Origin of the sequence: Listeria goaensis (genome assembly GCF_900186125.1) — a bacterium.
Taxonomy (GTDB): domain Bacteria; phylum Bacillota; class Bacilli; order Lactobacillales; family Listeriaceae; genus Listeria; species Listeria goaensis.
On record NZ_FYBQ01000016.1, the window covers coordinates 20,334 to 47,270 of the forward strand.

The window sequence follows — 26,937 nt, forward strand, 5'->3', positions numbered from 1 at the left end:
CTGAGAAAAGGGGACTCGGTTATGGTTTTAGAAAAAGGGACAAGAGAGGCGCAAAAGCCCAGTCTTGCAGAGGTTTTATATGAAGCGGATGCAGCACAACTTCCGTATTTGCGCTTAAGCATCAAGCGCGGGGAGAATATCCTCCTTGAAGGCGAAAATCACCCATATTTTTACATAGTGACAGAAGGCGTAGCCGCAATGAGCAAAAATACATGTAAAGAAGATAGCATTTTATCTTTTTGCGGGAAAGGGGAAGGCATCGGATTTCTCCACATCGAACCAGATGCGGTTTCACCCGTTACGTATACGGCCATTAGCGAAATGACTGTGCACCGTTTTCCGCGCGATTACGCGCATAGCCGCTTTAAACGCCACTCAGAGTTTTCTGCTTTTGCACAATTGAATCGCATCGTTCAGCCAATCTTGCTGCGGGAAGCCGAGGCGCAACTACCTTCCGACCAAAAAATCCTAGCCGCTTTAATTCGCATTGGCGCTCAATTTGGTCGAATGGAGGATGACGGCGCGTGCCTCATTCCCTATTTTTTCACCCAAAAGATTTTAGGAAACTACGCCAATTTAGCGCGCGCCTATGTGGCGACTAACTTGCGGAGACTCGAAGAAGAAGGCATCCTTACGCTCTCACCTAAACCGTGGCGAATTAATGAGTTCGCCGCTCGAAAAGCGCGCTTAATGCAAAAATTTAACCACGAAACCTTTTAGCTTCGTGGTTTTTTATTATGTCTTAGATCAGATTTTCTTATTTTTTAAATTTCCCGAAAACGCCTTTATTTTTCTTTTCAACGTAACAGCAAAGCTTGGAATTTGAATCTATGCTGTCAATCAACGTTTTCTTTTCAAAAGAATTACGCTTATTAGACAGCGCCTGACTTAAATCTTTCCATACACTTTGCGTTGAAGGTCCACTAAAAATAAATTTATTCGTTTCTACTTCTTTCGTGACATTTTCGCTAGGATGTACGAGATGCATCGAAGGCCTTTCCCAAAAAACACTTTCTTTCACGACTCTAGCTGGATTTCCTGCTACTACAGCGTTATTCGGCACAACAGACGTGACAATTGCATTAGCACCAACAATGCTGCCAGAACCAATTGTAGCTCCTTTTAACAACTTAACATCTTGTCCAATCCATACATGGTCCCCTATTAAAACCGATGCCGGTCTGTTTAACCGCTCCCCGCTTTCAATTTGATAGATGGGGTGTACATCAGACGTACGTATCCAACTTCCAAAAGAAAACATCGCATCTTTTCCAACGATAAGATTTTGATGTTCCGATATAATCGCATTTAAAACGCCATTAAAAGAAGCTCCTTCGTCGATAAACACTGTAGAACCTGCATGAATATTAAGATTTATCATAATTTGATTTTGAAGCGTTTTTTTAATATATACGACCGAATGATCTCCATGAAAAATAATTTTCGAATTTCTCAAAGTTACATTCTCATCTAAAATCAGCAAGTTGTCCTTCCCATTAAACACCACTTCTGAATTTTGAAACTGGACTTTTTCTTGATTTAAAAACACATTATTACTCTGTTCTTCTACATTTCCCTTGATCATTAACGCTCTCCCTTTAGCCCAAATTTTCGTAGTGAAAATTAAAACCCTCACTCCAAAATTGTATTCTTTTCCAACACTATCAGTATATCAATCTGTAGAATTTAAATCAAAACTTTCGTCACTTTTCACTACTAAATTGCTCATCAGAAACGACGCTCAAACCGTGGAGCTGCAAATAAGCCGCCGTCACACCAACACCTTTTTTTAATCCCCCTGAAAATGTGCCATCATAAATTTGACACGCACCGCAAGACGGACTTTTTTCCTTCAAAATAACTTGCTCGATTCCAAGCTCGCGGAGTTGCTCTAACGTTTTGCGTGCACCTTCTTTGTAAATTTCCGTCACATCTGCACCTAAATTATCCACTACTTTTGCCGTACCAGACCAGACGTCTTTACCGTCTCCGCCCACAATTTCAGCCGGATTTCTAGGCGTGGGAAGTCCACCAAGCATTTCTGGACAAAGCGAAATCGCAGCGCCACTCTCCACCAATTTTTTCAATGTTTCATTTTCCTTATGCGCCCCGTCGTAACGACAAGGAATGCCCGCAAGACATGCACTCACCATCTTCAAAGCTTTTCACCCCTTTTTTCACTACTTTTATTTTAACAAAAAAACGCCATGATTTCAGTTAAAGAAACCACAGCGTTTAGTTTTACAGATTTTGATATGCGACAGCAATTTGAGAACCAATTAAAGCGTTGTGCTTCACCAGTTCGATGTTGGCTTCGAGGCTTTTGCCAGCCGTCAGTTCTTTCACTTTAGCGAGCAAGAATGGCGTGACGTCCTTACCGTGAATGCCATTTTCCCGAGCCTCTTTCAAGGCCGTTTGAATGACTGCGTTAATTTCGTCAGCAGGCATTGCGTGCGCTTCCGGGATTGGATTAGCGATGACTGCGCCGCCGTCAATTTTCAAATCCCACTTCGCTTTCAAGCTTTCTGCGATAACTTTTGGTTCATCGGCACGGATAGTTAGTTCAATTTCGCTCGTGCGCGTATAGAACGCTGGTAGCACGTCCGTTGCGTATCCAATTACTGGAACCCCTTTTGTTTCTAAATATTCCATTGTTAAGCCTAGATCAAGAATCGATTTCGCGCCAGCACAAATGACTGCCACATTCGTTTTTGCTAACTCTTCAAGATCAGCCGATACATCCATCGTTGTTTCAGCACCGCGGTGAACGCCGCCAATTCCGCCGGTTACAAAAATCGCGATTTCAGCAAGTTCTGCACAAATCATAGTCGCTGCAACAGTTGTCGCCCCCAATTGTTTAGTGGCAACAAGATAGCCGATGTCTCGACGGGAAACTTTTGCCACATTATCACTTTTTGCAAAAAGTTCTAGCTCCGCATCTGAAAGCCCAATTTTAATTTGCCCATCCATAATTGCAATTGTGGCAGGTACAGCACCGTTTTCACGAATGATTTCTTCCACTTCGCGCGCCATTTCAACATTTTGTGGATATGGCATACCGTGTGAAATAATGGTCGATTCTAATGCCACAATAGGTTTTCCTGCTAATTTTGCTGCCTTCACTTCTTCTGAAAATGATAAATAGTTTTTCATTTGATTTCCTCCAAATCTTTTTGTAGTTCAGATGTCGACAAATTTTGCCGTACTGTAAATTCCGATAGCAATGTTTTATACGCATTGACACTCCCGGCAAGAACCGTTTCACGAAGCGTCTTCCCTTCAAGCCAAGCGTAAATGACAGCGGAACAAAAAGCGTCCCCAGCGCCTGTCACATCGCGAATCACAGGCGCCACAATTGCTGGTTCATGAATAATCCCTTCAGCTTGATTTCCTGCCATTGCACCGTGTTTCCCATTTGTGATAACGACGTTTTGAATCCCTGTATCTAGCCATTTCTGAACAGCTAAACGCCAATCTTCATCGTTTTCAATTTTCATTCCAAAATGCGTTTCGGTTTCATCACGGTTCGCGATTAACCAAGTAACTTGATGCAAATCTTCTGGAAGACGCGCCATTTTAGGTGAGGATACGGGAACTAAGACGAGTGGCACTTGACTTGTTTCCGCAAAGTTACCTAAATAGGCAAGCGACTCTTTCGGGCAATTCAAATCGGCGACAATCGCACTGGAACGCGCGAGCAGGGCTTCATTTTTGCGCAGTGCATCTGGCGTCAGATGTTCGTACGCTTCCATGTCAGCAAGCGCCACAAGCAAATCCCCATTTCCTTCCAAAACAGCCGTATAAGAACCCGTTGAAATACTTGGAAAGGCGGTGACGTAATCTAAATTCATATACGTATCGCTCGCCCGAACAATCGCTTCCCAGTCAGCATCAGCGCCGCATGCCGTAAGTAATATCACTTCTTTGCCGAGACGTCCTAGGTTTTCAGCAATGTTCCGTGCGACACCGCCTGCGCTCTGCGAAGACCGAACTGGATTCGACGTCCCAAGCTGCGACTTTTCTTTCATATAAAATTTACGGTCCACGTTCGCGCCGCCCACACAAATGATTTGCTTCGATTCGTTTAAAATGTATGCTTTGCCTAGAATGCGCCCTTTTCGAATCAGACCAGAAATTAAGTTAGCGACAGTCGGTCTTGAAAGGTCCAAAATGTCCGCAAGTTCTTGTTGTGAAATGTATGGGTTTTTGCGGATAGAATTAAAAATAATTTCTTCCTTTTCGTTCATTTTTTGATTTTCGTTTTCCACGGAGAACACCTCCATTTCTAAACTTTTGTTTATTTTTTAAACACATGTTTATAATAACAATAAAAGCGCTTTATTTCAAGAGAAAGAAATTTTTTTCGGATTTTTTTCATTTTCTGAAAACCCCTGCTATGATGGGATTGAATACACTAGTGAAACACCAATATTTTCCCTATCCCAAGTCGAAAGGATGATTTTATCCCGAATCTTCGTTACAATGGTAAACGTTAGTTTTATTTTGTTATGTGAAATAAAACCAATCAACTACGAGAGGAGAATTAAGTTTTGAGTAAAATTGAAGTTAAGAATCTGACGAAGATTTTTGGTAAAAAAACTTCGAAAGCTTCCACACTGCTTACAGAAGGCAAATCAAAAACAGAGATATTAAAAGAAACTGGTTCGACGATCGGTGTTAATCAAGCATCTTTTCAAGTCGAAGAAGGCGAAATCTTTGTTATCATGGGACTTTCCGGAAGTGGCAAGTCTACACTCGTTCGTCTTTTAAACCGGTTAATCGAACCTACCAGTGGTGAAATTTGGTTGGACGGAAAGGATTTATCCAAGCTTGATAAAAAAGAGCTGCGCAAAGTTCGTAGAAAAAGTATGAGCATGGTCTTTCAAAATTTCGGACTATTTCCGAATCGTACCATTCAAAGTAATGTAGAGTATGGCCTAGAAGTACAGAAAATTCCGAAAAATGATAGGGCTAAACAAGCGCAAGAAGCACTTGAATTAGTTGGCTTAGCCGGTTATGGCGCGCAGTATCCTTCCCAACTTTCTGGCGGAATGCAACAACGCGTTGGGTTAGCCAGAGCGCTTGCCAACAACCCTGACATTCTTTTGATGGACGAAGCTTTTTCCGCACTCGATCCACTTAACCGAAAAGATATGCAAGACCAATTACTAGATTTACAAGACACGATGCAAAAAACGATTATTTTTATTACGCATGATTTAGATGAAGCTTTGCGAATCGGCGATCATATTATGATTATGCGCGACGGCTCGGTCGTTCAAACGGGTACTCCTGAAGAAATTCTCGCACATCCTGCAAATACATATGTTGAGAAATTCATCGAAGACGTTGACCGTTCGAAAGTTTATACCGCAAGCCACGTCATGATACGTCCTGAAATCGTTCACGTTGAAAAAGACGGGCCACGTGTTGCGCTGCAAAGAATGCGTGAAACTGGCACTTCAAGTATTTTTGTCGTGAAAAAAGGACGGGAACTAGTCGGCATTGCCCATGCAACGGACGTTTCAAAACTTGTGAAGGAAAACATCTCTTCGCTTGAATCCGTTATTCAAACTGACGTGCCAACCACCGATCCAGACACACCATTAAACGATTTAATGGATTTAATTTCCACGACATCGATTCCAGTCGCTGTAACTGAAAATGGGCGACTCAAAGGCATTATTATTCGCGGCTCCGTTCTAGCCGCACTTTCTGGAAATGAGGTGAACGCTAATGCCTAACATTCCTACAATTCCACTCGCAAGCTGGATTGACAGTCTTGTTGATAGCTTAACGCAATTTGAAGGATTTTTTAACGTTATCACAAATATTATCGGCGGAATTGTTGACGCTTTTCAGTGGGTTTTCGACTTGCTGCCACCATACATTTTTATTATTTTAGTTCTCGCTTTAACCTATTGGCTAAACCGAAAAGGTAAGAAATGGGGGCTTATGACTTTCGAATTAGTCGGATTGCTGCTCATTTGGAACCTTGATTTTTGGCGAGACATGACACAGACGCTAACCCTCGTTTTAACCAGTAGCTTAATCGCTCTTGTTATTGGGGTTCCACTAGGGATTTGGATGTCTAAAAGCAACGTTGCTGAAGCATTTTTCAAGCCAGTGCTCGACTTCATGCAAACGATGCCGGCATTCGTTTACTTAATTCCAGCTGTTGCCTTTTTCGGCATCGGTATGGTGCCTGGCGTCGTCGCATCCGTTATTTTCGCCATGCCTCCTACTGTGCGCATGACAAACCTTGGGATTCGCCAAGTGTCGACTGAACTCGTAGAAGCTGCCGATTCGTTCGGCTCAACTGGTTTCCAAAAACTATTTAAAGTAGAGCTACCGATGGCCAAATCAACCATGATGGCAGGCATCAACCAAAGTATCATGCTCGCATTATCAATGGTCGTCATCGCCTCCATGATTGGCGCAATGGGGCTAGGAACGCGTGTCTACTTCGCTGTTGGACGTAATGACGCTGGAGGTGGTTTCGTTGCCGGAATCGCAATCGTCATCGTAGCCATCATTCTCGACCGTCTGACGCAAAGCTTTAATAAAAAATCAAAAATTGAAAACTAAGGAGGGCTACTATGTGGAAAAAATTAAGACTCGTGACATTGCTTAGTATCCTTTCGCTCCTTTTAGCTTCTTGTGGGACAGAACTTGCGCCTTATGATGCTTCAAAACCCCTCGGCGAGCAAATTAACTATACGATTACGGGAATTGATGCCGGCGCAGGAATTATGCTTTCCACGCAAAACGCAATTAAAGCGTACAACCTAGACGATTATAACTGGCAACTGCAAACGAGCTCCACCGCTGCCATGACATCCACACTCGAAAAAGCCATTAAAGATAAACGGCCAATCGTTGTGACCGGCTGGACGCCACACTGGATGTTCACAAAATTTGACCTTAAATTTTTAGAAGATCCAAAAAATGTTTTTGGTGATGCGGAAGATATTCATACAATTGTCCGTAAAGGTTTGAAGAAGGAAAAACCTTCTGCCTACGCGGTTTTAGATAAGTTTAATTGGACGCCTGAGGAAATGTCCGACGTCATGCTTGAAGTGAATGATGGCGCTGATCCCGAAAAGGCTGCTAAAAAATGGGTGAAAAACAATCCCGATAAAGTGGCCGAATGGACAGACGGCGTTCCAAAAGTAAGCGGTGATGACATCAAGCTAACGTATGTCGCTTGGGATTCCGAAATTGCCTCCACCAATGTCGTCGCCGAGGTTTTACGTAGCATCGGCTATAAGCCAACTATTCAAGCTATGGAAATCCAACCTATGTGGGCATCTGTTGCAACTGGCGCCGCTGATGGCATGGTCGCCGCCTGGTTACCAAACACAGCTGGCATTTACTATAAAGACTACAAATCAGACATTGAAGATTTAGGTGTCAATTTGAAGGGCGCCAAAGTTGGTCTGGCTGTCCCAACGTATATGAAAGACATTAACTCTATTGAAGATTTAAAAAAATAACGACTGTTAAAGCGGAAACCTCAGATTGTAACTTTATGCTAAACAAAATTCACCGCATAAAATCAGTCTGAGGTATTTTCCGGTTTATGGAAAATGCCTTTTTTCACTAAAACGACAAATTCTTGACACAATTCAACATCAAAATGAACTTTTCTCATCTAAAAAAGTATGCTATAATCACCGCAAATAGACAACAAATGCTGTAACAGAGCCATTTTGTATCCAATGTACAATTTATAGTGAGGAGTCATTTCTTATGAAAACCATCTACCAATTCCTTACAACTGACGTCCAGCTAGCCAAAGAATATACAAAAAAAGTTGTATTTGTCCCCGAAGAAGTTGCCTACTGTAACGAAAAATCCTGCATGCGAGACTATATTATTTTTATAACAAAAGGAATGGCCATTTTAGAGATTCATCATAAAGGAAAATGGAAATTTAATACTTTTCTAGTTCCAAATGATTGCGCCGGTATAGATAACCTCTTAACCCCCCAGACAGCCAACCTCTTACCCTCGAAATTCAAATTAATTGGTGCCACAGACGGTGAATTCCTTGTCATCGAAAAGGAATACTTCATCAATCATTTTTATGCAAATCCACAAATTTTTTCCGCCTTATATGAAAAGCTTTCGTTGCGATATATCTACACTTCTTTTAACTGTCGCGAAAAAAAAGCCATGCTACGCCAGCGAATGGCCGATTTACTTCTCGAGTTTATTATCTTATCTGAAGCAACCGTTGAACAAAACGCGGTGCTTTTCCCCTACCCTATTAGTGCTGAAATGCTTAGCACCTATTTAAAAGCCTCTTTAATAACGATACAAGAGGTGCTTCATGAACTCACTGAAAAACAGATTTTGCTTGAGACGGAAGAAGCTTTCCACATTACAAACTATCAAAAATTGCAACAATTATCAAAAATAACTTGCCTCTCAAAAGAGGTGTAAATCCAATGCCTCCTTTAGATTTAATTGCTTCACTGCTGAATGAAAATCACGGGAATAAATTGGAAGAAGTTTCTTTTTCACCAAACTTGGATATCAGCCAAAACCTTAATCGTCCTGACACACTTTTAGTTTTAACAGAAGGAATTGCTAAAGTCGAAGTAAGTCGAAAAAACAGTTGGGAATTTGAAACTTTAATAGCCGTAGGTGCTGTTTTCGGCATCGAACATTGTTTTTCAAACAGGAAATATGAGGATACTGCCAATTACCGGGCCATCGCTTTAACAGACGGTCAGGCATTTGAAATTCAAAAATATTTCTTTTTGCAATATATGTACACACACCCGGCACTCTTTCATTTCATCATTGAGGAACTGATTGTACGCTATAAGTTTCTCACTTTCAATTATCAAGAGAAAAAATCCCCTTTAAAACAAAGAGTGATTGATTTACTTATGGAATTTATTATTTTAACAAGGCAAGATCTTAAACAGCAGTACGTCACACTTCCTCTTTTTGACGAAAACATGGTGGCGAATCCTTTAAAATGTTCTACGCACCATATTGAAAATATTTTTAAGCGTTTAAGTAAGCAAAAGCTTATACTGAAAAGTGATGAAACTGGCATTGTGTTGGACTGCGAACGCTTAAAAAAACTTTCAACTTTTTCGTAAAAAAGCCTGAGCATTCCTCGGGGGGCTGAGGATATGCTCAGGGCATTCTTGTTGATTATTCCCAGGCACCACCAAGATCTGGGCTCTGACCTCTTACCCACCACTTGGCTTGATAAATCTTCCCGTTGTAGCTAACTCTTTCTCCAGCTGTATAAGCTTTTTGTGCATTCCACACTTGAACATGATCGCTAACTAATTGCCAAACGCTGTTATACTCTGGATTGTTCGCTCTCGTCCACCATTTTGCGCGATATGTTTTGCCATTATAGTTGACGACATCATTTTCAAAATAAATCTTGTTCGCTTGCCACACGTCATCTCCAACTACTGGCACGGGCGGAATTATTTCTCCTCCACCAATCACATTTACTGAAATCCCATTGCTTGCTTTCGAACGATTCCCTGCTGCATCAACCGCATAAACGGTATAATCGTAAGTTCCTTTTACTAAGTTAACATCCTCAAACATCGTTGAAGCTGTTGTTTTGACTTTTTTCCCATTTCGGTAAACTTCATATTGTGAGACTCTTACATTATCTGATGCCGCATTCCACATGAGTGAAACACTCGATTCTTTTTGTCCCATGACATGAAGATTAGCTGGTGCAGTTGGCGCGACAGTATCTACTGCTGGTACTTGAGTAGTACTTAGCGTTAATGGTTGGCTGACCGTTGATTTATTACCAGAAAAATCTTCTGCAACAACCGTATAGGTGTAAGCTTTTTCACTTTGTAAATTTTTATCTGTATAAGAAGTTCCAGCCGTTTCACCAACTTTTACGCCATTGCGATAAACCGTATATTTCGCCACACCAACATTATCCGTTGACGCTTTCCAACTAAAAGCAATACTATTTGCTGTTGCCATGGTTCGTTTCAACTGAGTTGGTTGAGTTGGCGCTTCTGAATCGCTGCTTGGTTTAGCATCGCCACTAATATTCGCATCAATCACTTGATAAAACGCATTGCCAGTATCTGCAATACTCCAGACACCTAAAATGACATAGTAACCAGAACGATCTGATGGAATATCAATCTGTTGACGAACTACTTTTTCAGGCTTCAAATTCCCGCCATCAATATGTTTAATTAATTCCAGTTCACTTCGAACTAAAGGCATATTCGGATTCCAGCCCTTTTTCGTAATATAATAATCCCAGCTAGATGTTGGATGCGGCGCAGTTAGTGTCCACTCCACCACAGTTGGTCCAGGATTAAGATTTACTTTATGCCATCGTGATGCAGTTTGCTCATCTAAAGGTGCATATTTCCCTGCCCCAGCAATAGTACCATCTACAGGTCCTCTACTTGGAAAACCTTTCGGACCTTCAACGCTTTGCGGTTCATATTGAACAGCTCCAACGTTGACATTTAGCCCTTTATTAGCTAAATATGCTCTACTTTCAGGTTTTGAAATATACCCATGAGCATCTGCATTTAATGTAAATCCTGCTGTTAAACACACACTAACTACACCCAAAAACACACCTAACTTCAATTTATTCTTCATAATTCTCCTCCTTTAAATTAAGTTTGAACCTGACACTAGGTTCATTCTCTAGCATACCGAGGCCAAACCAGATTGTCTGTAGATATTCTATGACGGATTTTTCTATCTTTTTCTAAAGAAAACGTTCTCATTTTTGTCACATTTTCTCAGTATCGCCAAATTATCAATGTCCCCCTTACAAAACCAATAACCTTTACAATTTTCCGTAATGGAGAACCTATTTAAACAAACTATCACAATTTGTTCACATAAAAAAAAAGAGAAGAAAAATTCTTCTCTTTTTAAACCATTCTAGTAAGCCGTCCACCCAGCATCCGCCGTTATAATTGTACCATTTACAAAACTTGAATCATCTGACCCAAGGAATAAAGCGACCTTCGCAATTTCAGAGGCCTCACCTACACGAGGGTTAATGTTCATTCCCGCCATTGCTCGTTCTTGACCAAAAGCACTCGGGTCATAAATGGAAGTCCCAATATTTGTATTCACCGCTCCAGGTGCGATAGCATTACAGCGAATATTTTTATTTGCATATTGGAAACCAATATTTTTAGTTAAACCAACAACAGCATGTTTAGACGCCGTATAGGCCGCTCCTGCCCTTGAACCGAACAATCCGCCTGCTGATGCAATATTCACAATAACACCGCCACCATTTTCTTCAAATAACGGAATAGCCTTTCGAGCCGCCCGCATTACACCCGTCGTATTAATAGATAAAACACGCTCCCAGAGGTCATCCGTCACTTCAGAAACGGGCACAAAATTATCCATGATTCCCGCATTATTTACCAAAATATCAAGCTTGCCGTATTTATCAACTGCTGCATCAATCATGCCATCAACATCTGCTTGTTTCATGACATTTGCCACAACCGCTAGCCCTTCACCACCACTCGCCACAATTTCGTCAACCGTCGCTTGCGCATTCTCCAAATTCAAATCTGCCACAACGATTTTCGCCCCTTCTTTTGCATAAAGCAGCGCAATTTGTTTCCCCATGCCTGACGCAGCCCCAGTGATGACAGCAACTTTTCCTTTTAATTTCCCCATTACTATTACCTCCTTGATTGCTTTCCAGCTAAAGTTTCTAGCTCTCCACTCAAGTATACAACTCATTGAAAGCGGATTCAATCAGTAACGAGAGTCATTATCGTTGCTTAAGCACCATTTTTCTGATATATGTTGAATAAGTAAACATTGGAGGGATAAAAATGGATAGACGTATCCAAAAAACGAAAAATGCCTTTTATCGTGCCTTCTTAGAATTACTAAAAACAAAAAATGTTCAGCAAATTACCATCACCGAGCTCGTCCAAGAAGCCGATGTCAATCGCTCTACCTTTTACAAGCACTATGGTGAAAAGGAGGATTTGCTACACGAATTAACAGAGTCTGTTTTAAACGATTTGCGCACCGCTTATGACGACCCTTATAAACAAAATAAAGCTTTTTCCACTAGAAATTTACAGCCGCACATGATTAAAATTTTTGATCACGTATATAGAAATCAATTATTTTATAGCCATGTCATCTCATCAAAAATAGGTCCCGGCTTTCAAAATCGTGTCTGTCATGTTATTCAAGACTTAGTTTTGCGCGATGCCACTAAATCCAACTTAGCCAACATCAATCCGCAAGTCCTCACAAGTTATCAGGCGCACGCCATTTTTGGCATCATCGTTTATTGGACAGAAAATCATTTTCAAGAAAGCGCGGACTATATGGCCCAACAGCTCTTCCTCATTTTAAAAGCACAGCACCAACTAGATACCGCGAAGTAACGCCAGTTCAGCATCTGAAAGAGGGCGATAGGCACCAAGCGCAAGCTGCTCATCAAGCGTTAAATCGCCCATTTTTTCTCGCTTTAAATACACCACTTTTTTCCCAACTGCTTCAAACATTTTTTTCACTTGATGAAATTTCCCTTCATAAATGGTCACCCGAACGTCTGACTGACCACCGTGTACGCGGATAATTTCAAGACTTGCAGGCATCGCTTGATAGCCATCCAAGAAAGTGACGCCCGTTTTAAATACTGCCGCATCTTCTGCCGTTACAACACCTTCTGTGCGCGCAAAATAAACCTTAGCAACATGTTTTTTGGGCGAAAGAAGCTCATGCGCCATCTGCCCATCTGTCGTTAAAATCAGCAAGCCTTCCGTATCTTTATCTAGCCGTCCAACCGGGAACAATCCTTGCCGCTTATCGTTTTCTGCCAGCAAATCAATAACCGTCTTACTCGCCTTGTCTTCCGTTGCACTTAAAACGCCCTGCGGTTTATTCAACATATAATAAAGCTGTTCCGCATACATAACAGCCTCTCCATTGACCGTCACAATATTTTTCGCTGACACAACTTGAAAAGCCCCATCACGTACCCGTTTTCCGTCCACAAGTACTTCCTCTTTTTTTAAAACATTTTTCACAATTTTCCTTGTCCCAAAACCAGCATGTGCAAGCAATTTATCTAGACGCATCTTTTTTCCTCCATCACGAACTTTAATCTTTCTTTCATTCTATCAATTTAACATCGCTAACGCCATAAAAAAACAGACCCCCAGTAGGAAGTCTGTTTCTAATCTTACACACTACAAACGTATCATCGCACACATGGTCAAGAACAGCATTGAAAACAGGAAAGGCATTATTTGCCAGACCGTGCGGGGAAGCGAGCAAGGACTTTGAAAAATGCCAGTTACTGGCACAACCTAAGCATTTCGTAATAAACTTTCTAGCTTTACCGCATACGCAGATTCGATTGCTTGACCAGCCAGTGTTTGTTTAAGCCGATACTCTTCTAATTTCAATTCTATTCGGACCAATTTTTCAAACGCATCGAGATTGTTGCAATCTTTAATTAAATCCTCTAGTTCCATAAAAAGCTCTTCAACTTGTTTAATATCATCTACAGAAGCTGGCTCAATATTTAGCTTTTCCATATGTCCTTCCTCCAATCGCTGCCTCTATCACTTTTATTTTACTCGAAAAAGGAGGGATTGAAACCTATTTTCGGAAAGTTTCACATTTTAGCCACATTTAAACCAGTTTCTTATTATATTTACAGATTAGCTATATGCCTCAGCTTCTGTAACTACATGAACCGCACCCCTTGCTGTTCCCGCAATTCCAAAAACAAGTGTTTCTAAAAGTGTAGTTTCCACAACTGAAGCACACATCATTTAATGCCACTATTCCTTCACAATTTTAATAATATCTTTATAAGCAATTTCCCGAACTGCTTTTTCTTTCGTTTTAAAATCCGCCTTCAAATAGACTTGGACACGGTCCTCCACATCAAGCGACGCCACGTTCAGCGCCCGTCCATCCTTCTCATTTTCAATTTTACTAATCGCATGAAGCTCCGTTTCACCTTGCAAATCGGTATCAAGAGAAGATAAGTCGCGCACAAAAACACTCGTATTTTCCCCCGTATGAGCCCGACTAATCACCCCGTCAAGCATCACATATGTATCCGCAGGTTCCGCATTTCCGCAGCCCGCTAAAAAAAGCAGTATAACTAGCCAACCAAATTTTTTCATTGCAAGCTCCTTCACCCATTATTTTGTTCCATTATACATGAAAAGAGGCCAGGACATAATCCCAGCCTCTCTCTAACATTTTATTCCAATACAAATTGATTATGATAAAGTTCCGCGTAGAAGCCTTTTTGTTGCAGTAAACCTTCATGCGTACCTTCCTCAATGACTTCACCTTGGTGCAAGACAACAATATGATCGGCGTCTAAAATGGTTTTCAGCCTGTGTGCGATAACAAAACTCGTCCGACCGGAAATAACATTATCCATCGCCTTTTGAATTTTGCTCTCCGTAACCGTATCAACGTTACTTGTCGCCTCATCCAAAATAAGCAAGCTTGGGTTTGTTAAAATCGTTCGGGCAATGCTGATTAATTGTTTCTGACCAACACTAAAGATGTTGTTTTCATCACTAATTTCCGTATCATAACCTTTTTCAAGTGTCATAATAAAATCGTGAATATTGGCTTGTTTCGCAGCCGATACCACATCATCGCGGTGTGCTTCCGGTTTCCCAAAAGAAATGTTTTCGTGAATCGTACCGCTAAACAGAACAGAGTCTTGCAAGACGATTCCGACTTGTTTTCTGAGTGATTTCAGCTCAATGTCGCGAATATCTTTACCATCAAATTCAATCTCGCCGCTATCCACATTATAAAAGCGATTTAGCAAGTTCATGATAGTTGTTTTACCCGAACCAGTTGGCCCAACAACTGCCACCATTTTGCCTTTATCAAGCGTAATGTTGACATTTTTTAGAACCGGTTTTTCTGGATCATAACCAAAGTTCACGTTTTTAAGCGCAACTTGTGTATTGATACCATCAATTTTGCTCACATTTGGACGCTCAAACTCATCTTTTTCATTGAATACTTCACTCACACGACGCGCCCCAGTAATTGCAAGTTGTAACATGCTATACTGCGAGGAAATCTGCGTAAGTGGCATATAAAACTGTTGCGAATACTGCACGAACATTACGATTAAACCAAGTGCAACAGAACGTTCAAGGCTACCGTTTAAAGCTAAATATCCACCGAAGAAGATGACAATCGCCGTATTTAAAAGCGAAATACCTTGCATCACGGGGAAAAGTAAGCCTGAATAGACTTGTCCTTTATATGTTGCATTTTTAACCGTATTGTTGTGCTTCACAAAACCTTCAATCGTTTCTTCTTCGAGGCCATTTGTGATAATCACTTTTTGACCAGAAATTTTTTCATCGATATAGGCGTTTAGATGCCCCAAACTATCTTGTTGTAAGTCCACATATCTACGCGCCTTGCGAATAATAATCGCCGCAATGATAATCGCAAACGGTGAAGCAATTAGCGTCACAAGCGCCAACTCAACGTTTTGATTGAACATCATAATGATAACGCCGATCATTAAGGCCAGGTTAGATAAAACTTGAACGATCGCCTGATTAAGCGTATTTGAGATGTTATCCATATCACTTGTAAAACGGCTTAGCATCTCCCCATCATTATGACGGTCGAAAAAGCGAATCGAAAGTTTTTCCATTTTGCGGAACAAACCAATACGCATCCGGTTCGTTGCCTTACCAGAAACACCAGTCATAATAATGCTTTGAATAAATGTCGCTACAGAAGTTAACACATAAAACAGAAGTAGCATCCATAAAATATGATGGAACTCTGATTTATCATCAACACCCGTAGTAAATAGTTTTACAGCATAATTGGCAAGCTCTTGAATCGCATCACCAATAAATTGCGGCGCCTTAACTTGCAAATAAGTTGCACCAATAACCGCTAGGATGATAACAGAAAGTTGTAATTTATACGCGCGAAGATAGTGCCAGAAGAATTTTGTAATTTGTTTAAACTCACTCATTTCCCCACGCATCCTTTCCTTTTTGAGTTTCATAGATTTCTTGATAAATCGGGCTTATCTCAAGCAATTCTTTGTGCGAACCAACCGAAACAAGTTTACCCCCATCTAAAACTAAGATTTTATCCGCATGAATAACAGAAGAAATCTTTTGTGCAATAATAAATGTCGTTGTATCATCAAGCTCTTTGTTAAGCGCCTCTTTCACGAGTTTTTCAGAGCGAGCATCGAGCGCACTCGTACTGTCATCTAAAATCAAGATTTTCGGATCCCCGATAACACCGCGTGAAATCGATAAGCGTTGTTTTTGTCCGCCAGAAAAGTTATTCCCGCGTTCTTCCACAATCGCTTCATAAATTTTATCTTGACGTTCAATGAACTCTTTCGCCTGTGCAATTGATGTCGCTTTTTCCATATCATTGTCATTCGCATCTTTTTTACCATGGCGCAGGTTGTCAGAAATCGTACCTGAGAATAAAATCGCACGTTGCAACACTAACGAAACCGTTTTGCGTAGCGTATTTTTATTCACATGTACTAAGTTCTTTCCACCGATTAAAATCTCTCCTTCAGATGGGTCATAAAGTCGTGGAATTAGCTGCGCAAGCGTCGATTTACCAGCACCAGTAGCCCCAACAATCCCGACCATCTCGCCAGGAGCCGCCTTAAAGGAAATATCGCTTAACGCGTTTTGGTCATCTCCTTCGTAACGGAAACTTACATTTTTAAATTCGACACTACCAGATAAGTCTTCATCTGACGCATCTTCATCATATTTAATATCTGCATCTGTATTTAAAACTTCACTAATACGTCCAAGCGAAATGAACGCACGAGAAGCCATCATCGTAAGCATACCTCCGATAATGATTGCCATCATAATTTGCATTAAGTAGTTCATAAATGAAGCAATTGCCCCGATTACAGTTGGGTCGTCTTTTACCATATCCCCAACAAAATAAATCGAAACAACGACTGCCAAGTTCGAAACGAGCATAAACGCTGGAATCATAACAGAAAACAGTGTTCCTACAATAATTGTATGCCTTGTTAGCTTATCACTCGTATCTGAAAATCTTTTAAGTTCGTTATCTTCTTGGACAAAACTTTTGACCACACGCATCCCCGCTAAGTTTTCCTTAGCAATTGCGTTCACCTTATCTAGGAAAGCTTGGATTTTTGCAAAATGTTTCCCCATTGCCCCGAATGTAATCATAACGATTAATACTACGAGCACAACAAGTAAAATAATAACCCACCAAAGTGCAGGTAATGTCACTAACGCCAAAATAAAACTTCCGATAAACATGATCGGAATACGCGTTAAAGATTGAAGTGACATCATCACTAAATTTTGAACTTGTGTAATATCATTGGTTTGTCTGACAACTAAATTACCAGTCGAAAAACGTTCGATATTGCTAAATGAAAATGTTTGAACTTTTCGAAAGCTACTCTCTCGGATGTCAGCCCCCACGCCTTGGGCAATTTTTGCTGATAAAACCGTGTTTAAAATACCTGCGATTAAACCAACGATAGCAACTACCACAAGAACAATACCGATTGACGTTATTTCATCCATTTTGTCTTCCATAATTGCATCGAGCACTTGTTGCAATAATTTAGGCTGCCAGAGTTGTGACGCTACCATAATGGCCACAAACAGCGTGGATAAAATCGTCTGCATTCGATATTTCTTCAAATGTTGAAATAAAATCTTCATTGTAAACCTCCCTGAAAAAGAATAAGACGAACACTTATTCTACTCGATAATAAAATCTTTTTCAACCCTCATTTGATTTATTTGTGAAAAATCAGTCTGTAGAATGAGAAAAACAGCTTTTAACATTTTAAAATCTCTAATTTAGCGCAGTTTTCTGACACGTTCACAAACTTGCTGCCGAAAATGACAAAAATGTAAGTAAAATAATCTACTTTTGTCACCTCGTTCGAATGTTCCAATCGCACAATTGCCTTATGATACTAATATAGACAAGCTATTAGGAGGAATTTTTCATGACAAACAATGTCGTACATGTAGAACATATTGAAAAAATCTACGGTAAAAAAAATCAAAATCAATCCATCGCATTAAAAGATATTTCTTTTTCGATGAGAAAAGGGGAGTTTATAGGTATCATGGGGCCATCTGGTTCAGGCAAAACAACCCTTCTGAACGTCCTCTCCACACTAGACCGCCCAACAAATGGGAAAGTCGAAATTGCTGGAGTCGATATTACCCAAATGAAAAACGACCAATTATCCGATTTTCGTGCTCAATCACTCGGATTTATTTTTCAGGATTTCAACTTACTTGAAAATTTAACGCTCTATGAAAACATTGCACTTCCCCTCTCTTTGCAAGACGTAAAACCGAAAAAAATCCGTGAGCGCGTACAAATTGTTGCCCGCCAGCTTGGCATCTCTGATATTTTACACAAATATCCTGCTGAAGTATCCGGTGGTCAAAAACAACGTACCGCAGCCGCTCGCGCTCTTGTGCATGAACCAGCGATTTTGTTAGGCGATGAGCCAACAGGTGCGCTAGATTCTAAAAATGCTTTAAGCTTACTCGAAACAATGACGGAATTAAATGAGGAACAAGATGTTTCCATTTTAATGGTCACCCATGACCCACAAAGCGCTAGTTTTTGCGAACGCATCTTGTTCATTCAAGATGGCGTGCTTTACAAAGAGTTAAATCGCGCAGGTAGCCGAAGTGACTTCTATAAAGAAATACTAGACGTGCTCGCAACTTTCGGACAAAATCGGGGTGACAGCGATGATATTTAAGCTCGCCTTATCGAGCATGCGTAGTCGAGCGAAAGACTATGCTGTACTTTTACTCGGTTTAATTATGTCCATTTCCATTTTTTACATGTTTGAAACACTTGCCTTAAATAAAGCCTTTATTCAAGAAAACGCGATGATTAATGCCGTCAGTTTTGTTTTCCAGGCGGGATCCGTTTTGCTCGCCATCATCACAATTGCCTACGTGCTTTACGCAAACTCATTTTTGTTTTCCTTACGCCAAAAAGAATTCGGCATGTACATGACACTTGGCGCTAAAAAACGCAAAATTTCACTGATTATGTTCATTGAAACGATGTTCATCGGCATCATTTCCTTACTGATTGGAACGGCGCTAGGTACAGGCCTTGCCGCCCTAATTGGTCAAGCTTTGATGAAACAACTAGAATTTCATTCGAGCACGTATGCACCATTTTATCTCCCGTCGCTCATTGTCACTTGTATCTTTTTTGCTGCCCTCTTTATTTTGTCGGCATTTGCAAATTTGATTCAAATTTCAAAAGTGACCGTTTTAGATTTAGTCCACGGCGATGCCAAATCAGAAAAAATTATTATCCGTAAAAAAGCCATCGTTTTAAAAGCTATCATTTCGATTATCCTACTCGCAATTGGTTACTACTGCATGATAGATATTAAGCAAACGCAATATATCGGAATTATAGTGGCACTATTTACCATTACATTAGGCACTTATTTGTTTTTCGCAACCTTCCTGCCATTAATCATTCAAAAACGCCGCGAAAAACAAATTTTAAAAAGCAAACGACTGAACTCATTTACGTATGCGCAGTTAAATTTCCGTGTAAGTCAACTAACACGCGTTTTAGCAACCGTAGCAATGCTTATCGCGCTTGGCGTGGGCGCCATCTCAGTTGGATTCGCCTTTCAAAATAATGGGCCGCTACTCGCTGACCGAATGGATGCGTATGATTTAAAAATCGTCAATCCAACTCCGGCAGAGAAAGCTGTCATGAAAGAAATCGATTTCAAAGAAAAAACCACATATGCTTATAAACAAAAAAACGATACTGTCTATTTCAATGTCAGCGAACTTAATAAAAAACCAATTTTAGCACAAAACTATTCGCTAGATGGTGAAAGTGAAACGAAGCGTTTAAAAGAATACTCGGACGCGAATCAAAACGCTTGGGACACTGCCTTATCTTTAGCTTTCCCGCAAACTGAAACGCAGAATCAAACTTTCAAAATCGTGTCTGCCGCTGATTTTTCTAATGTGGACGGCGACCTTGGCACAGTTTATTTTGGAAAAACAACGAACTTTGTTTCGCATCTCGATGAATTAAAGAAAATGGACGAATTGGAGAGTGCTCGCTACGGAAAAGAGATTACAAGCAGCAAATATAGCTCTTATAAAATGTACAACTCGTTTGCGAGTGGAACAGTGTTTATGGGCTTCTTCCTCGGTTTTGCTTTCCTTACAATGATGGCGAGCTGTCTAATGTTTAAAATTTTGACTGGCGCTACTCAAGATATTCGCCGCTATGAAATGCTTGAAAAAATCGGTGTGCGTCGGCGCCTCTTAAAACAGTCCATTTACAAGGAAATGTTTCTTATCTTCTTATTCCCAGGCATCATCGGCTTTATTCATGTTGCGCTAGGCATGGAAATGTTCTCTTTCCTTCTCATCAACCCGTATTATCATTTTTATGTTCCCGTGTTACTTTTCCTAGCGATTTACTGTATTTATTATTTCATTACCGTGACACTTTATAAAGGAATCGTTTTGAAAAAAGCTAGTTTGGATTGAAAATAAGCGACTGAGGTATAATTGTTAGCTGAACATAAAACCAGGGTAGAAAATCTTTTCCGATTCTCTACCCTGGTTTTGCTAATGAACAGACGATATTATTATGTAATCCAGTAGCCACTTGAACACTACTGAATTTTTGTTTAAACCTCATTAATTTACCCATCTCTTTTTGGACTAGATGAATAAAAGCATTCCCCTTCTTTTATTAATTAAATATCCTTGCATCATCCCAACAAAAAAACAAGCTTCCTCACACCAAAAGTGCTCAGGAAGCTTATTTTTATTTCTCGCAAACAAGTTGCCACGTTGGACCGAAGCGGTCTGTCACCCATGCCACTTTGCTGTAAATTCCCATCTCTTCTGGGCCCATCATAACTGTTCCACCGGCTTTTAGTCCCTCGAATAAGCGATTGAACTCTTCTTCATTTCGCGTTTCAATGAAAATCGAAGTTGCCCATGAAAAGTCAACGGCGTATTTCTTTTCCATGTCCATCGCCATGAATTTTTGATCGCCAATCTCGAATACTATCGTATAAACCTTGCCCAGCTCTCCCGGCTCACCTTCTTCAAAATAACGAGTTGATACGATTTTTGCTTCATCAAACAAGTCCACATAAAATTGAACCGCTTCTTCCGCTTGCCCACTAAACGTCAAGAACATACTAATTTGCGTTTTGTCTAGCATTCTCATCAACCTTTCCGTTTTCGTACATTTTAATACACTTTCAGCCCACTTACAAATGTTTGAATTACTTGAATGTCGCGCAAATCGTTCGTCGCCACTTCAAACGGGTTGGTTGCTAGAACTGTGAAATCTGCGGCAAATCCTGGCGCAATTTTTCCCCGAGAAAAAGGTTTATAGCTAGCTTTTGCACTGCCGGTTGTGTAGAGTGAAATCGCTTCGTACACAGTCAGCGCCTCATCTGGAAAGTAGCGTTTACCGTTTAAGTCGCTTGTCGCAGTGCGTGTAACTGCGGCATGAATTCCGTAAAAAGGATTGGGAACTTCAATTGGCGCATCGCTTCCTCCCGCTAGTGCAAAGCCGTTTTCTAGAAGTGTCTTCCAAGCAAATGCTCGTTTGGGATAATTCTCGCCTAAAACGTCAAGCGCCCACGGCAAGTCGCTCGCCATAAACTGCGGCTGAACATCAAACAAAAGTGGCATTCCTTCTGCTTCTGCAATGAGCTCATCTGTTAACCACGGCGTGTGAATCATTCGGTCGTGCAAGCCACTTTTCGGCGGATATTTTTTCAGCACACGAACCACCTCTTGAAATGCCGCATCACCTAGAATATGAATCGCCACCGGAAGCCCCAGTTCGCGCGCTTTCTTGACGATTGCCACAAACTCCTCGTCCGAATGAATCTTCAACCCGTGATTGCTTGCGTCGTCCGCATAGCCATTCGCCATATATGCCGTTCTCGACCCCACAGTGCCGTCAAAAAAGATTTTCACAGCGTCCAGCTCCACAAAAGGATTTCCGTCCATGAAAAGCTCTTTTTCCTGCTTAAACGCAGCTAGTTCCGCGTGATGAATTAAAAGTTGCGCGCGAAATGGAAATTCTGCATTAATTGTATCGCGAAAAGCGCCGAGCGTTCCCTTAAAGCCATCAAAATAGTGCAAATCCTCTGAATGGGCCCCTGTAATTCCTTTTTTCCACAAATCACAAATCGCCAGTTCAAGCCACATTTTCATTTCAGCGGTAGTTGGAATTGGAAACGCCTGAATCGCCAAATTCGTTGCGTTATCTTTTAGAATGCCCGTCAATTCGCCATTTTCATCTGTGTCAATTTCACCGCCACCTTCAAACTTTGCGTCTTTAGACAAAGAAATAGCTTCCATTAATGCGTGATTAACCGTCACGCTATGGTAATCGATGCGTCTTACGAGTAGTGGTGTCTCGCTGATAGAATCCAAATCAGCGGCTGTGAGTAGCGTTTTGTCGTCCGTCCATTTATTTTCATCATATCCCTCTACAAAAAGCCATTCGGTTTCCGAAAGCTCGGCCAGACGCTGCTTAATCTTTTCCAAAGCTTGCTTCTTCGTTGTTGTTTCGTTTAAGTTCAACCGCGCTAGAGCTTGTCCGTACCAAAGCAGATGAATATGTGAGTCGACAAAGCCTGGAAAAACAGTTGCCCCGTTCAAATTGATGCGCTCTGCCTCTAAATGCGCCGCGGGGTCGACATCAATCGCCCGAATTGTAGCCCCATCAATTAAAACATTCCGCACAAATTCGCCTTCTTTTCCCATCGTATAAAAGCGAGCATTCTCAAGCAATTTCATGCATTTCCACCTCGGTTTCCACATCATTTAAATTCGCCTTTTTCTGAGTAAGTGCTTGTAGTGTTATCGTGACAAACGCAAGGAGTAGCAAACTGAAAATCCCTATAAACAAGGCTGTTATGCCGCCAAATTTCGTGACTACAACAGCTCCCAAAAACGGCGCTAGCATTCGTGCGGCTGTTGCCATTCCGTTCACTAATCCTTGATATAACCCCGCGCTCCCTTTTGGTGCTAGTTGATAGGCAATCGTCGGAATTGCTGGCCATGCGAACATTTCACCAAGCGTCAGGAAAATCATTCCTAGTACAAATCCGCTGTATACAGTTGCTTGCATTGCAAATACAAACGATAGCGCAAATAGCAAAATACCGATATAAACTTGAAGCAATAAATGCTTTTTGAAACGATGAATAAGCGGAATTAAAATCAACTGACCGAGAACGATTAATGCCCCGTTTAAACTCCAAAGTTTCCCGTACTCGGATGCCGACACACCAACATCTGCTGTCATATAGGTAGATAAATTAGACTGCCACTGTACATGTGGCAACTGGCAAAACAGATACGTCAAAAGTAGCAAACCCATTGAAATGAGACCCCATTTTGTCGCTTTCTCACGCGTTCCACCACGTTTTCGGTGCTTTGTTTCCGCACCCAATTTTTCGGACTTCCAATCTATTTTTCTAAAAAAGATAAAGAAGAAAAGTGCATAAAAAATCGCGAAAAGAAATGCACCTAAATAAACTTGTCCCATACCGCGCTCCGCCAAGAATCCGGCTAGAAACGGTCCAACCGCAACACCAATATTTTGAGCTACATAAATGGCATTAAATCCAGTGCGCCCGCCGCTCGGATGTGTCAAACCCGCCGCCGCGTATAGCCCTGCAAACACCATTCCCATGGCAACACCCACAAGCCAAAGATTCCAAACAAAATAAGGATAGCTATGAAATGTCATCAAAAGAAACGTCCCCACAACTAAAATACAAGTTCCAATCATAAGCGAAATATACCCCGTTAACCGGTCAAAAATAATTCCGCCAACAACACTCGCCACCATTCCCACAAAAGAATTCACAAGCAACACAAGCGATGCATCCATGTCCGACATGCCAAGTTCTGTCGTCATATACACCATATTAAATGGCCAAATAAAGGATAGTCCTGTATACAAAAGAACCATCCCAACTATTACAATCCATAAATCACGAGGTAACCATCTGCTCAAAAAACTCGCTCCCTTTCTAAAAACAAATCACAAACATTAGTATAGCTCACAACTTATCTTTTGTAAAAAAGAAAAAAACAGCCGGGCGTACCCAAACTGCATTTTTCCTATAGCGCTTTATGATAAAACTTCGAATCCACATCCAAAATATCAAAATCAGCTGGTAAATCCGCTTTTGAAATCTCGATATAGTCATTCTTTTCGTAAAACCGGTGTGCGGCCTTAAATTTATCCGTCGTTCCTAAAAAAATATGTGACTTGCCGTTTTGCGCACAAAATTCTTCAAGCGTTTCTAAAAGGCGCTGCCCCGTTTGATATTCTTTTCCTCGATAATTTTCATCCGTAAAAAGCTTGCGAATGGTTGCGTTTGGCCCGTCGATAAACCATGTAGCAATCGTGCCTACAACAGTGTCTCCATCACGCGCAATCCAAAATCCCCCGTCAGCGTAGAAGTTCCCAATATCCATCAAATCTGGCTGATCCGAAAGCGAAATCGGCACATTAAACTCTTTCTGCTGAATGCGCAAAATCAATGCGACAACCTCTTCATGGTAACGTTCCGTATATTTTTCAATCTTCATATCAATTCCTCCTTTGAAAGCAATTTTTCAATCACGCTCATCGCTTCAACCAAATCCCGCATCTCCTGATCCGTCAATTTCTGCGTCATTTCGCTAAGCGCCAAGTTCGCAAGCGCCACAAATTTCTCAATCTCCGCCTGCCCCTTTTCCGTAATAAAAAGTGCAAAGTGTCGTTTATCACCAGCAAGCTGCTGTTTTTGAATCAGCCCCGAAAGTTCAAATCTCTTCACAATGCGACTCATGTACCCTCGGTCAACCCCAATCGCATCGCCAATCTCAGAAGCCGTCTTCCCATTCTCAAAATCAATTTGTTGCAAAACCCTCACTTCAGTCAGCGGATAAGGATTATGATAGATTTTCTGGTCAAGTTTTCCTAATATGCTAGCATAAAAGCGATTAAATCGCCGAATCTCACTAATTTGATCCATCCAATTCCCCTTCTTTCATTTTTATTAGTATAAAACATATAGTTGACAAAATCAACTATATGTTTTAAAAAAAGCATTCAAACTGAATGCTCCTATCTATTCCTCTGTCATACAAACTGTTTCCCATTCTTCCTTTTCAAGCAAAATCCAACTACGATTTCGAATTTCAATGCGCTTTTCTTTAACTAAATCATTTTTAATTTTGATAAAATATTCCCGACTTACATTGCTATATTTTGCGAGCTTTGACTGATTACAAGCTATCGGAATATAAATTTCCTGATCATTTTCAACCCCAACATCCAAAGCAATTTGATATAAAACTGCCTCAATTCGTTCTCTGCCTGGCAACCGATATCTCTCAAGCGATTCAGTCATCCGCTTCATCGTATCGCAAACAATTTCATCCGTATACTTCTCACGCTCAATCTCCATTAGAAAACTTTTTCCCCTTGAAAAAAATTGAAACCATTCATGCTGAGAATCAAGACGAAAAATACTCCCTTGCTTTAAAACTTTTATTAAAGTCCCATTGGATTCCTGCACAAGGTATCCTTCTACAACTAAAAAAACACCTTCACCCTGAATCTGCTGGTTTCCAGTAAAAGCTATAACCTCTTTTTTTGGTATGTACATTTAATCTCCTCCAGATTCTATCACTCTATTCCTAATAAGGAAAAAAGTTAGCTGTTTGGCTGACAGCTAACTTCCAATGGGATTGCGGCAACTAAAAGCAATCAGATTCGTATAGGTGCCTGGTGAGCAAATACAATCTTTTTAGAAGTCACAATGTGATAACTCTATAATAACACACTTTTCTTGTGTTAAATTTGTCTATTTGTACATTTTTAGCCTTAAATTGTGACCATTTTTCTACAATTTTCCATTCTAGAAAATTCAATTAATTTATTTAGCAATGTTATAATAAAAACTGCAACGAAAACAACGTAATTAAACGTTAATTTTAACGCATATCTAAAAAAGAAAACCCCCAAAACCTATACAGGTTTGGGAGTGCTTGGATACCGGCGGCCGGGGTCGAACCGGCACGACCTTGCGGTCACTGGATTTTGAGTCCAGCGCGTCTGCCAATTCCGCCACGCCGGCATAATGTTTGAATAAACTTATTATAAAATTTTTGAAAGAAAAAAGCAATGGAGGCGCCAACCGGATTTGAACCGGTGATAAAGGTTTTGCAGACCTCTGCCTTACCACTTGGCTATGGCGCCTTAAAAAAGAAAAAAGCGGAAGACGGGGTTCGAACCCGCGACCCCCACCTTGGCAAGGTGATGTTCTACCACTGAACTACTTCCGCAAAAACTGGGCTAGCTGGATTCGAACCAGCGCATGACGGAATCAAAATCCGTTGCCTTACCGCTTGGCTATAGCCCATCAATAAAATTAAAGGGCGGATGATGGGAATCGAACCCACGAATGTCGGAACCACAATCCGATGCGTTAACCACTTCGCCACACCCGCCATAATTCAATTATAAAGTTTTATGTTATGGCAGGGGCAGTAGGAATCGAACCCACACTGGAGGTTTTGGAGACCTCTGTTCTACCGTTAAACTATGCCCCTATCAAAAAAATAATGGTGGAGGGGAGTGGATTCGAACCACCGAACCCGAAGGAGCGGATTTACAGTCCGCCGCGTTTAGCCACTTCGCTACCCCTCCGTATTAAAATAAAAGTGGCTTGGGACAGAATCGAACTGCCGACACCTTGAGCTTCAATCAAGTGCTCTACCAACTGAGCTACCAAGCCAAATGGCGGTCCCGACGGGATTTGAACCCGCGATCTCCTGCGTGACA

26 protein-coding genes and 8 tRNA genes are annotated in these 26,937 nt (G+C 41.0%); 9 read left to right on the forward strand and 25 right to left on the reverse strand.

The window, feature by feature from the left end:
• Positions 1-21 precede the first annotated feature (21 nt).
• Complete coding sequence (locus CFT42_RS13665; RefSeq protein WP_088816410.1) at positions 22-720, forward strand: Crp/Fnr family transcriptional regulator; 699 nt, start codon at positions 22-24, stop codon at positions 718-720.
• 37 nt (positions 721-757) lie between these two features.
• Here CFT42_RS13665 and CFT42_RS13670 read toward each other — a convergent pair whose 3' ends face one another.
• The 4 genes from CFT42_RS13670 to CFT42_RS13685 all read right to left on the reverse strand — a co-directional run bounded on the left by CFT42_RS13670 (position 758) and on the right by CFT42_RS13685 (position 4,268).
• Positions 758-1,585, reverse strand: a complete 828-nt coding sequence (locus tag CFT42_RS13670) for an acyltransferase (RefSeq protein WP_088809416.1) — start codon at positions 1,583-1,585, stop codon at positions 758-760.
• A gap of 118 nt (positions 1,586-1,703) precedes the next feature.
• On the reverse strand, positions 1,704-2,159 hold the full coding sequence (locus tag CFT42_RS13675) for a 2-thiouracil desulfurase family protein (protein WP_088809417.1): 456 nt from the start codon (positions 2,157-2,159) through the stop codon (positions 1,704-1,706).
• Between the two features lie 82 nt (positions 2,160-2,241).
• A complete protein-coding gene (locus CFT42_RS13680; RefSeq protein WP_088809418.1) occupies positions 2,242-3,153 on the reverse strand; it encodes a pseudouridine-5'-phosphate glycosidase in 912 nt (303 codons plus the stop codon).
• A complete protein-coding gene (locus CFT42_RS13685) occupies positions 3,150-4,268 on the reverse strand; it encodes a carbohydrate kinase (protein ID WP_088816411.1) in 1,119 nt (372 codons plus the stop codon). The genes CFT42_RS13680 and CFT42_RS13685 overlap by 4 nt, the downstream gene beginning before the upstream one ends.
• A gap of 282 nt (positions 4,269-4,550) precedes the next feature.
• On the opposite strand from CFT42_RS13685, the gene CFT42_RS13690 reads away from it, so the two are divergent.
• The 5 genes from CFT42_RS13690 (at position 4,551) to CFT42_RS13710 (ending at position 9,119) form a co-directional block, all read left to right on the forward strand.
• On the forward strand, positions 4,551-5,744 hold the full coding sequence (locus CFT42_RS13690) for a quaternary amine ABC transporter ATP-binding protein (RefSeq protein WP_088816412.1): 1,194 nt from the start codon (positions 4,551-4,553) through the stop codon (positions 5,742-5,744).
• Entirely contained in the window at positions 5,737-6,588 is an 852-nt protein-coding gene (locus CFT42_RS13695; protein ID WP_088809421.1) for an ABC transporter permease, read from the forward strand. Before CFT42_RS13690 ends, CFT42_RS13695 begins: the two co-directional genes overlap by 8 nt.
• An 11-nt stretch (positions 6,589-6,599) precedes the next feature.
• Complete coding sequence (locus tag CFT42_RS13700; protein WP_088816413.1) at positions 6,600-7,496, forward strand: glycine betaine ABC transporter substrate-binding protein; 897 nt, start codon at positions 6,600-6,602, stop codon at positions 7,494-7,496.
• A 256-nt stretch (positions 7,497-7,752) separates the two neighbouring features.
• Positions 7,753-8,448: a cyclic nucleotide-binding domain-containing protein gene (locus CFT42_RS13705; RefSeq protein ID WP_088809423.1), complete on the forward strand. Its 696-nt coding sequence runs from the start codon at positions 7,753-7,755 to the stop codon at positions 8,446-8,448.
• A 5-nt stretch (positions 8,449-8,453) separates the two neighbouring features.
• Complete coding sequence (locus CFT42_RS13710; protein ID WP_088816414.1) at positions 8,454-9,119, forward strand: Crp/Fnr family transcriptional regulator; 666 nt, start codon at positions 8,454-8,456, stop codon at positions 9,117-9,119.
• Between the two features lie 55 nt (positions 9,120-9,174).
• Here CFT42_RS13710 and CFT42_RS13715 read toward each other — a convergent pair whose 3' ends face one another.
• Together CFT42_RS13715 and CFT42_RS13720 are read right to left on the reverse strand one after the other, a co-directional pair.
• Entirely contained in the window at positions 9,175-10,629 is a 1,455-nt protein-coding gene (locus CFT42_RS13715; protein WP_088816415.1) for a lytic polysaccharide monooxygenase, read from the reverse strand.
• Between the two features lie 291 nt (positions 10,630-10,920).
• Positions 10,921-11,682, reverse strand: a complete 762-nt coding sequence (locus tag CFT42_RS13720; RefSeq protein WP_088809426.1) for an SDR family oxidoreductase — start codon at positions 11,680-11,682, stop codon at positions 10,921-10,923.
• 161 nt (positions 11,683-11,843) lie between these two features.
• On the opposite strand from CFT42_RS13720, the gene CFT42_RS13725 reads away from it, so the two are divergent.
• Positions 11,844-12,413, forward strand: coding sequence for a TetR/AcrR family transcriptional regulator (locus CFT42_RS13725; RefSeq protein WP_088809427.1), 570 nt, complete (start codon positions 11,844-11,846; stop codon positions 12,411-12,413).
• Here the strand turns inward: CFT42_RS13725 and CFT42_RS13730 are convergent.
• From CFT42_RS13730 to CFT42_RS13750, 5 genes are all read right to left on the reverse strand, one after another.
• Entirely contained in the window at positions 12,396-13,109 is a 714-nt protein-coding gene (locus tag CFT42_RS13730; RefSeq protein ID WP_088816416.1) for a 16S rRNA pseudouridine(516) synthase, read from the reverse strand. The genes CFT42_RS13725 and CFT42_RS13730 overlap by 18 nt on opposite strands.
• Positions 13,110-13,340: 231 nt before the next feature.
• Positions 13,341-13,571 (reverse strand): hypothetical protein, encoded by a 231-nt coding sequence (locus CFT42_RS13735; RefSeq protein WP_088809429.1) that lies wholly within the window; start codon positions 13,569-13,571, stop codon positions 13,341-13,343.
• Positions 13,572-13,820: 249 nt separating this feature from the next.
• Positions 13,821-14,171: a hypothetical protein gene (locus tag CFT42_RS13740; RefSeq protein WP_088809430.1), complete on the reverse strand. Its 351-nt coding sequence runs from the start codon at positions 14,169-14,171 to the stop codon at positions 13,821-13,823.
• An 80-nt stretch (positions 14,172-14,251) separates the two neighbouring features.
• Positions 14,252-16,024, reverse strand: a complete 1,773-nt coding sequence (locus CFT42_RS13745) for an ABC transporter ATP-binding protein (RefSeq protein WP_088809431.1) — start codon at positions 16,022-16,024, stop codon at positions 14,252-14,254.
• Positions 16,017-17,744 carry an ABC transporter ATP-binding protein gene (locus tag CFT42_RS13750; protein WP_088816417.1) on the reverse strand — a complete coding sequence of 576 codons (1,728 nt, stop codon included), beginning with the start codon at positions 17,742-17,744 and terminating at the stop codon, positions 16,017-16,019. The genes CFT42_RS13745 and CFT42_RS13750 overlap by 8 nt, the downstream gene beginning before the upstream one ends.
• A 293-nt stretch (positions 17,745-18,037) precedes the next feature.
• Between CFT42_RS13750 and CFT42_RS13755 the strand changes: the two genes are divergently transcribed.
• Positions 18,038-18,814, forward strand: coding sequence for an ABC transporter ATP-binding protein (locus CFT42_RS13755; RefSeq protein ID WP_088809433.1), 777 nt, complete (start codon positions 18,038-18,040; stop codon positions 18,812-18,814).
• Positions 18,804-20,600, forward strand: a complete 1,797-nt coding sequence (locus tag CFT42_RS13760; protein WP_088816418.1) for an ABC transporter permease — start codon at positions 18,804-18,806, stop codon at positions 20,598-20,600. Before CFT42_RS13755 ends, CFT42_RS13760 begins: the two co-directional genes overlap by 11 nt.
• 283 nt (positions 20,601-20,883) lie before the next feature.
• On the opposite strand, the gene CFT42_RS13765 is transcribed toward CFT42_RS13760, so the two are convergent.
• The 14 genes from CFT42_RS13765 to CFT42_RS13830 form a co-directional block, all read right to left on the reverse strand.
• Positions 20,884-21,288: a VOC family protein gene (locus CFT42_RS13765; RefSeq protein WP_088816419.1), complete on the reverse strand. Its 405-nt coding sequence runs from the start codon at positions 21,286-21,288 to the stop codon at positions 20,884-20,886.
• Positions 21,289-21,317: 29 nt separating this feature from the next.
• A complete protein-coding gene (locus CFT42_RS13770) occupies positions 21,318-22,886 on the reverse strand; it encodes an amidohydrolase (RefSeq protein ID WP_088816420.1) in 1,569 nt (522 codons plus the stop codon).
• The gene (locus CFT42_RS13775) at positions 22,873-24,114 is read right to left on the reverse strand and encodes an MDR family MFS transporter (protein ID WP_088811079.1); all 1,242 of its coding nucleotides are present in this window, start codon (positions 24,112-24,114) and stop codon (positions 22,873-22,875) included. Before CFT42_RS13775 ends, CFT42_RS13770 begins: the two co-directional genes overlap by 14 nt.
• Before the next feature lie 107 nt (positions 24,115-24,221).
• Entirely contained in the window at positions 24,222-24,695 is a 474-nt protein-coding gene (locus CFT42_RS13780; RefSeq protein WP_088811080.1) for a GNAT family N-acetyltransferase, read from the reverse strand.
• Positions 24,692-25,123, reverse strand: coding sequence for a MarR family winged helix-turn-helix transcriptional regulator (locus tag CFT42_RS13785; protein ID WP_088811081.1), 432 nt, complete (start codon positions 25,121-25,123; stop codon positions 24,692-24,694). Before CFT42_RS13785 ends, CFT42_RS13780 begins: the two co-directional genes overlap by 4 nt.
• A gap of 96 nt (positions 25,124-25,219) precedes the next feature.
• Entirely contained in the window at positions 25,220-25,759 is a 540-nt protein-coding gene (locus tag CFT42_RS13790; RefSeq protein ID WP_088811082.1) for a cyclic nucleotide-binding domain-containing protein, read from the reverse strand.
• Positions 25,760-26,146: 387 nt separating this feature from the next.
• Positions 26,147-26,230 (reverse strand) — tRNA-Leu (locus CFT42_RS13795).
• A 48-nt stretch (positions 26,231-26,278) separates the two neighbouring features.
• Positions 26,279-26,352, reverse strand: a tRNA-Cys gene (locus CFT42_RS13800).
• 14 nt (positions 26,353-26,366) lie between these two features.
• Positions 26,367-26,438: transfer RNA gene (locus tag CFT42_RS13805), tRNA-Gly, on the reverse strand.
• Between the two features lie 5 nt (positions 26,439-26,443).
• A tRNA-Gln gene (locus CFT42_RS13810) sits at positions 26,444-26,515 on the reverse strand.
• A 15-nt stretch (positions 26,516-26,530) separates the two neighbouring features.
• A tRNA-His gene (locus CFT42_RS13815) sits at positions 26,531-26,603 on the reverse strand.
• Between the two features lie 28 nt (positions 26,604-26,631).
• Positions 26,632-26,705: transfer RNA gene (locus CFT42_RS13820), tRNA-Trp, on the reverse strand.
• 13 nt (positions 26,706-26,718) lie between these two features.
• A tRNA-Tyr gene (locus CFT42_RS13825) sits at positions 26,719-26,802 on the reverse strand.
• 15 nt (positions 26,803-26,817) lie between these two features.
• Positions 26,818-26,890 (reverse strand) — tRNA-Phe (locus CFT42_RS13830).
• Between the last annotated feature and the right edge of the window lie 47 nt (positions 26,891-26,937).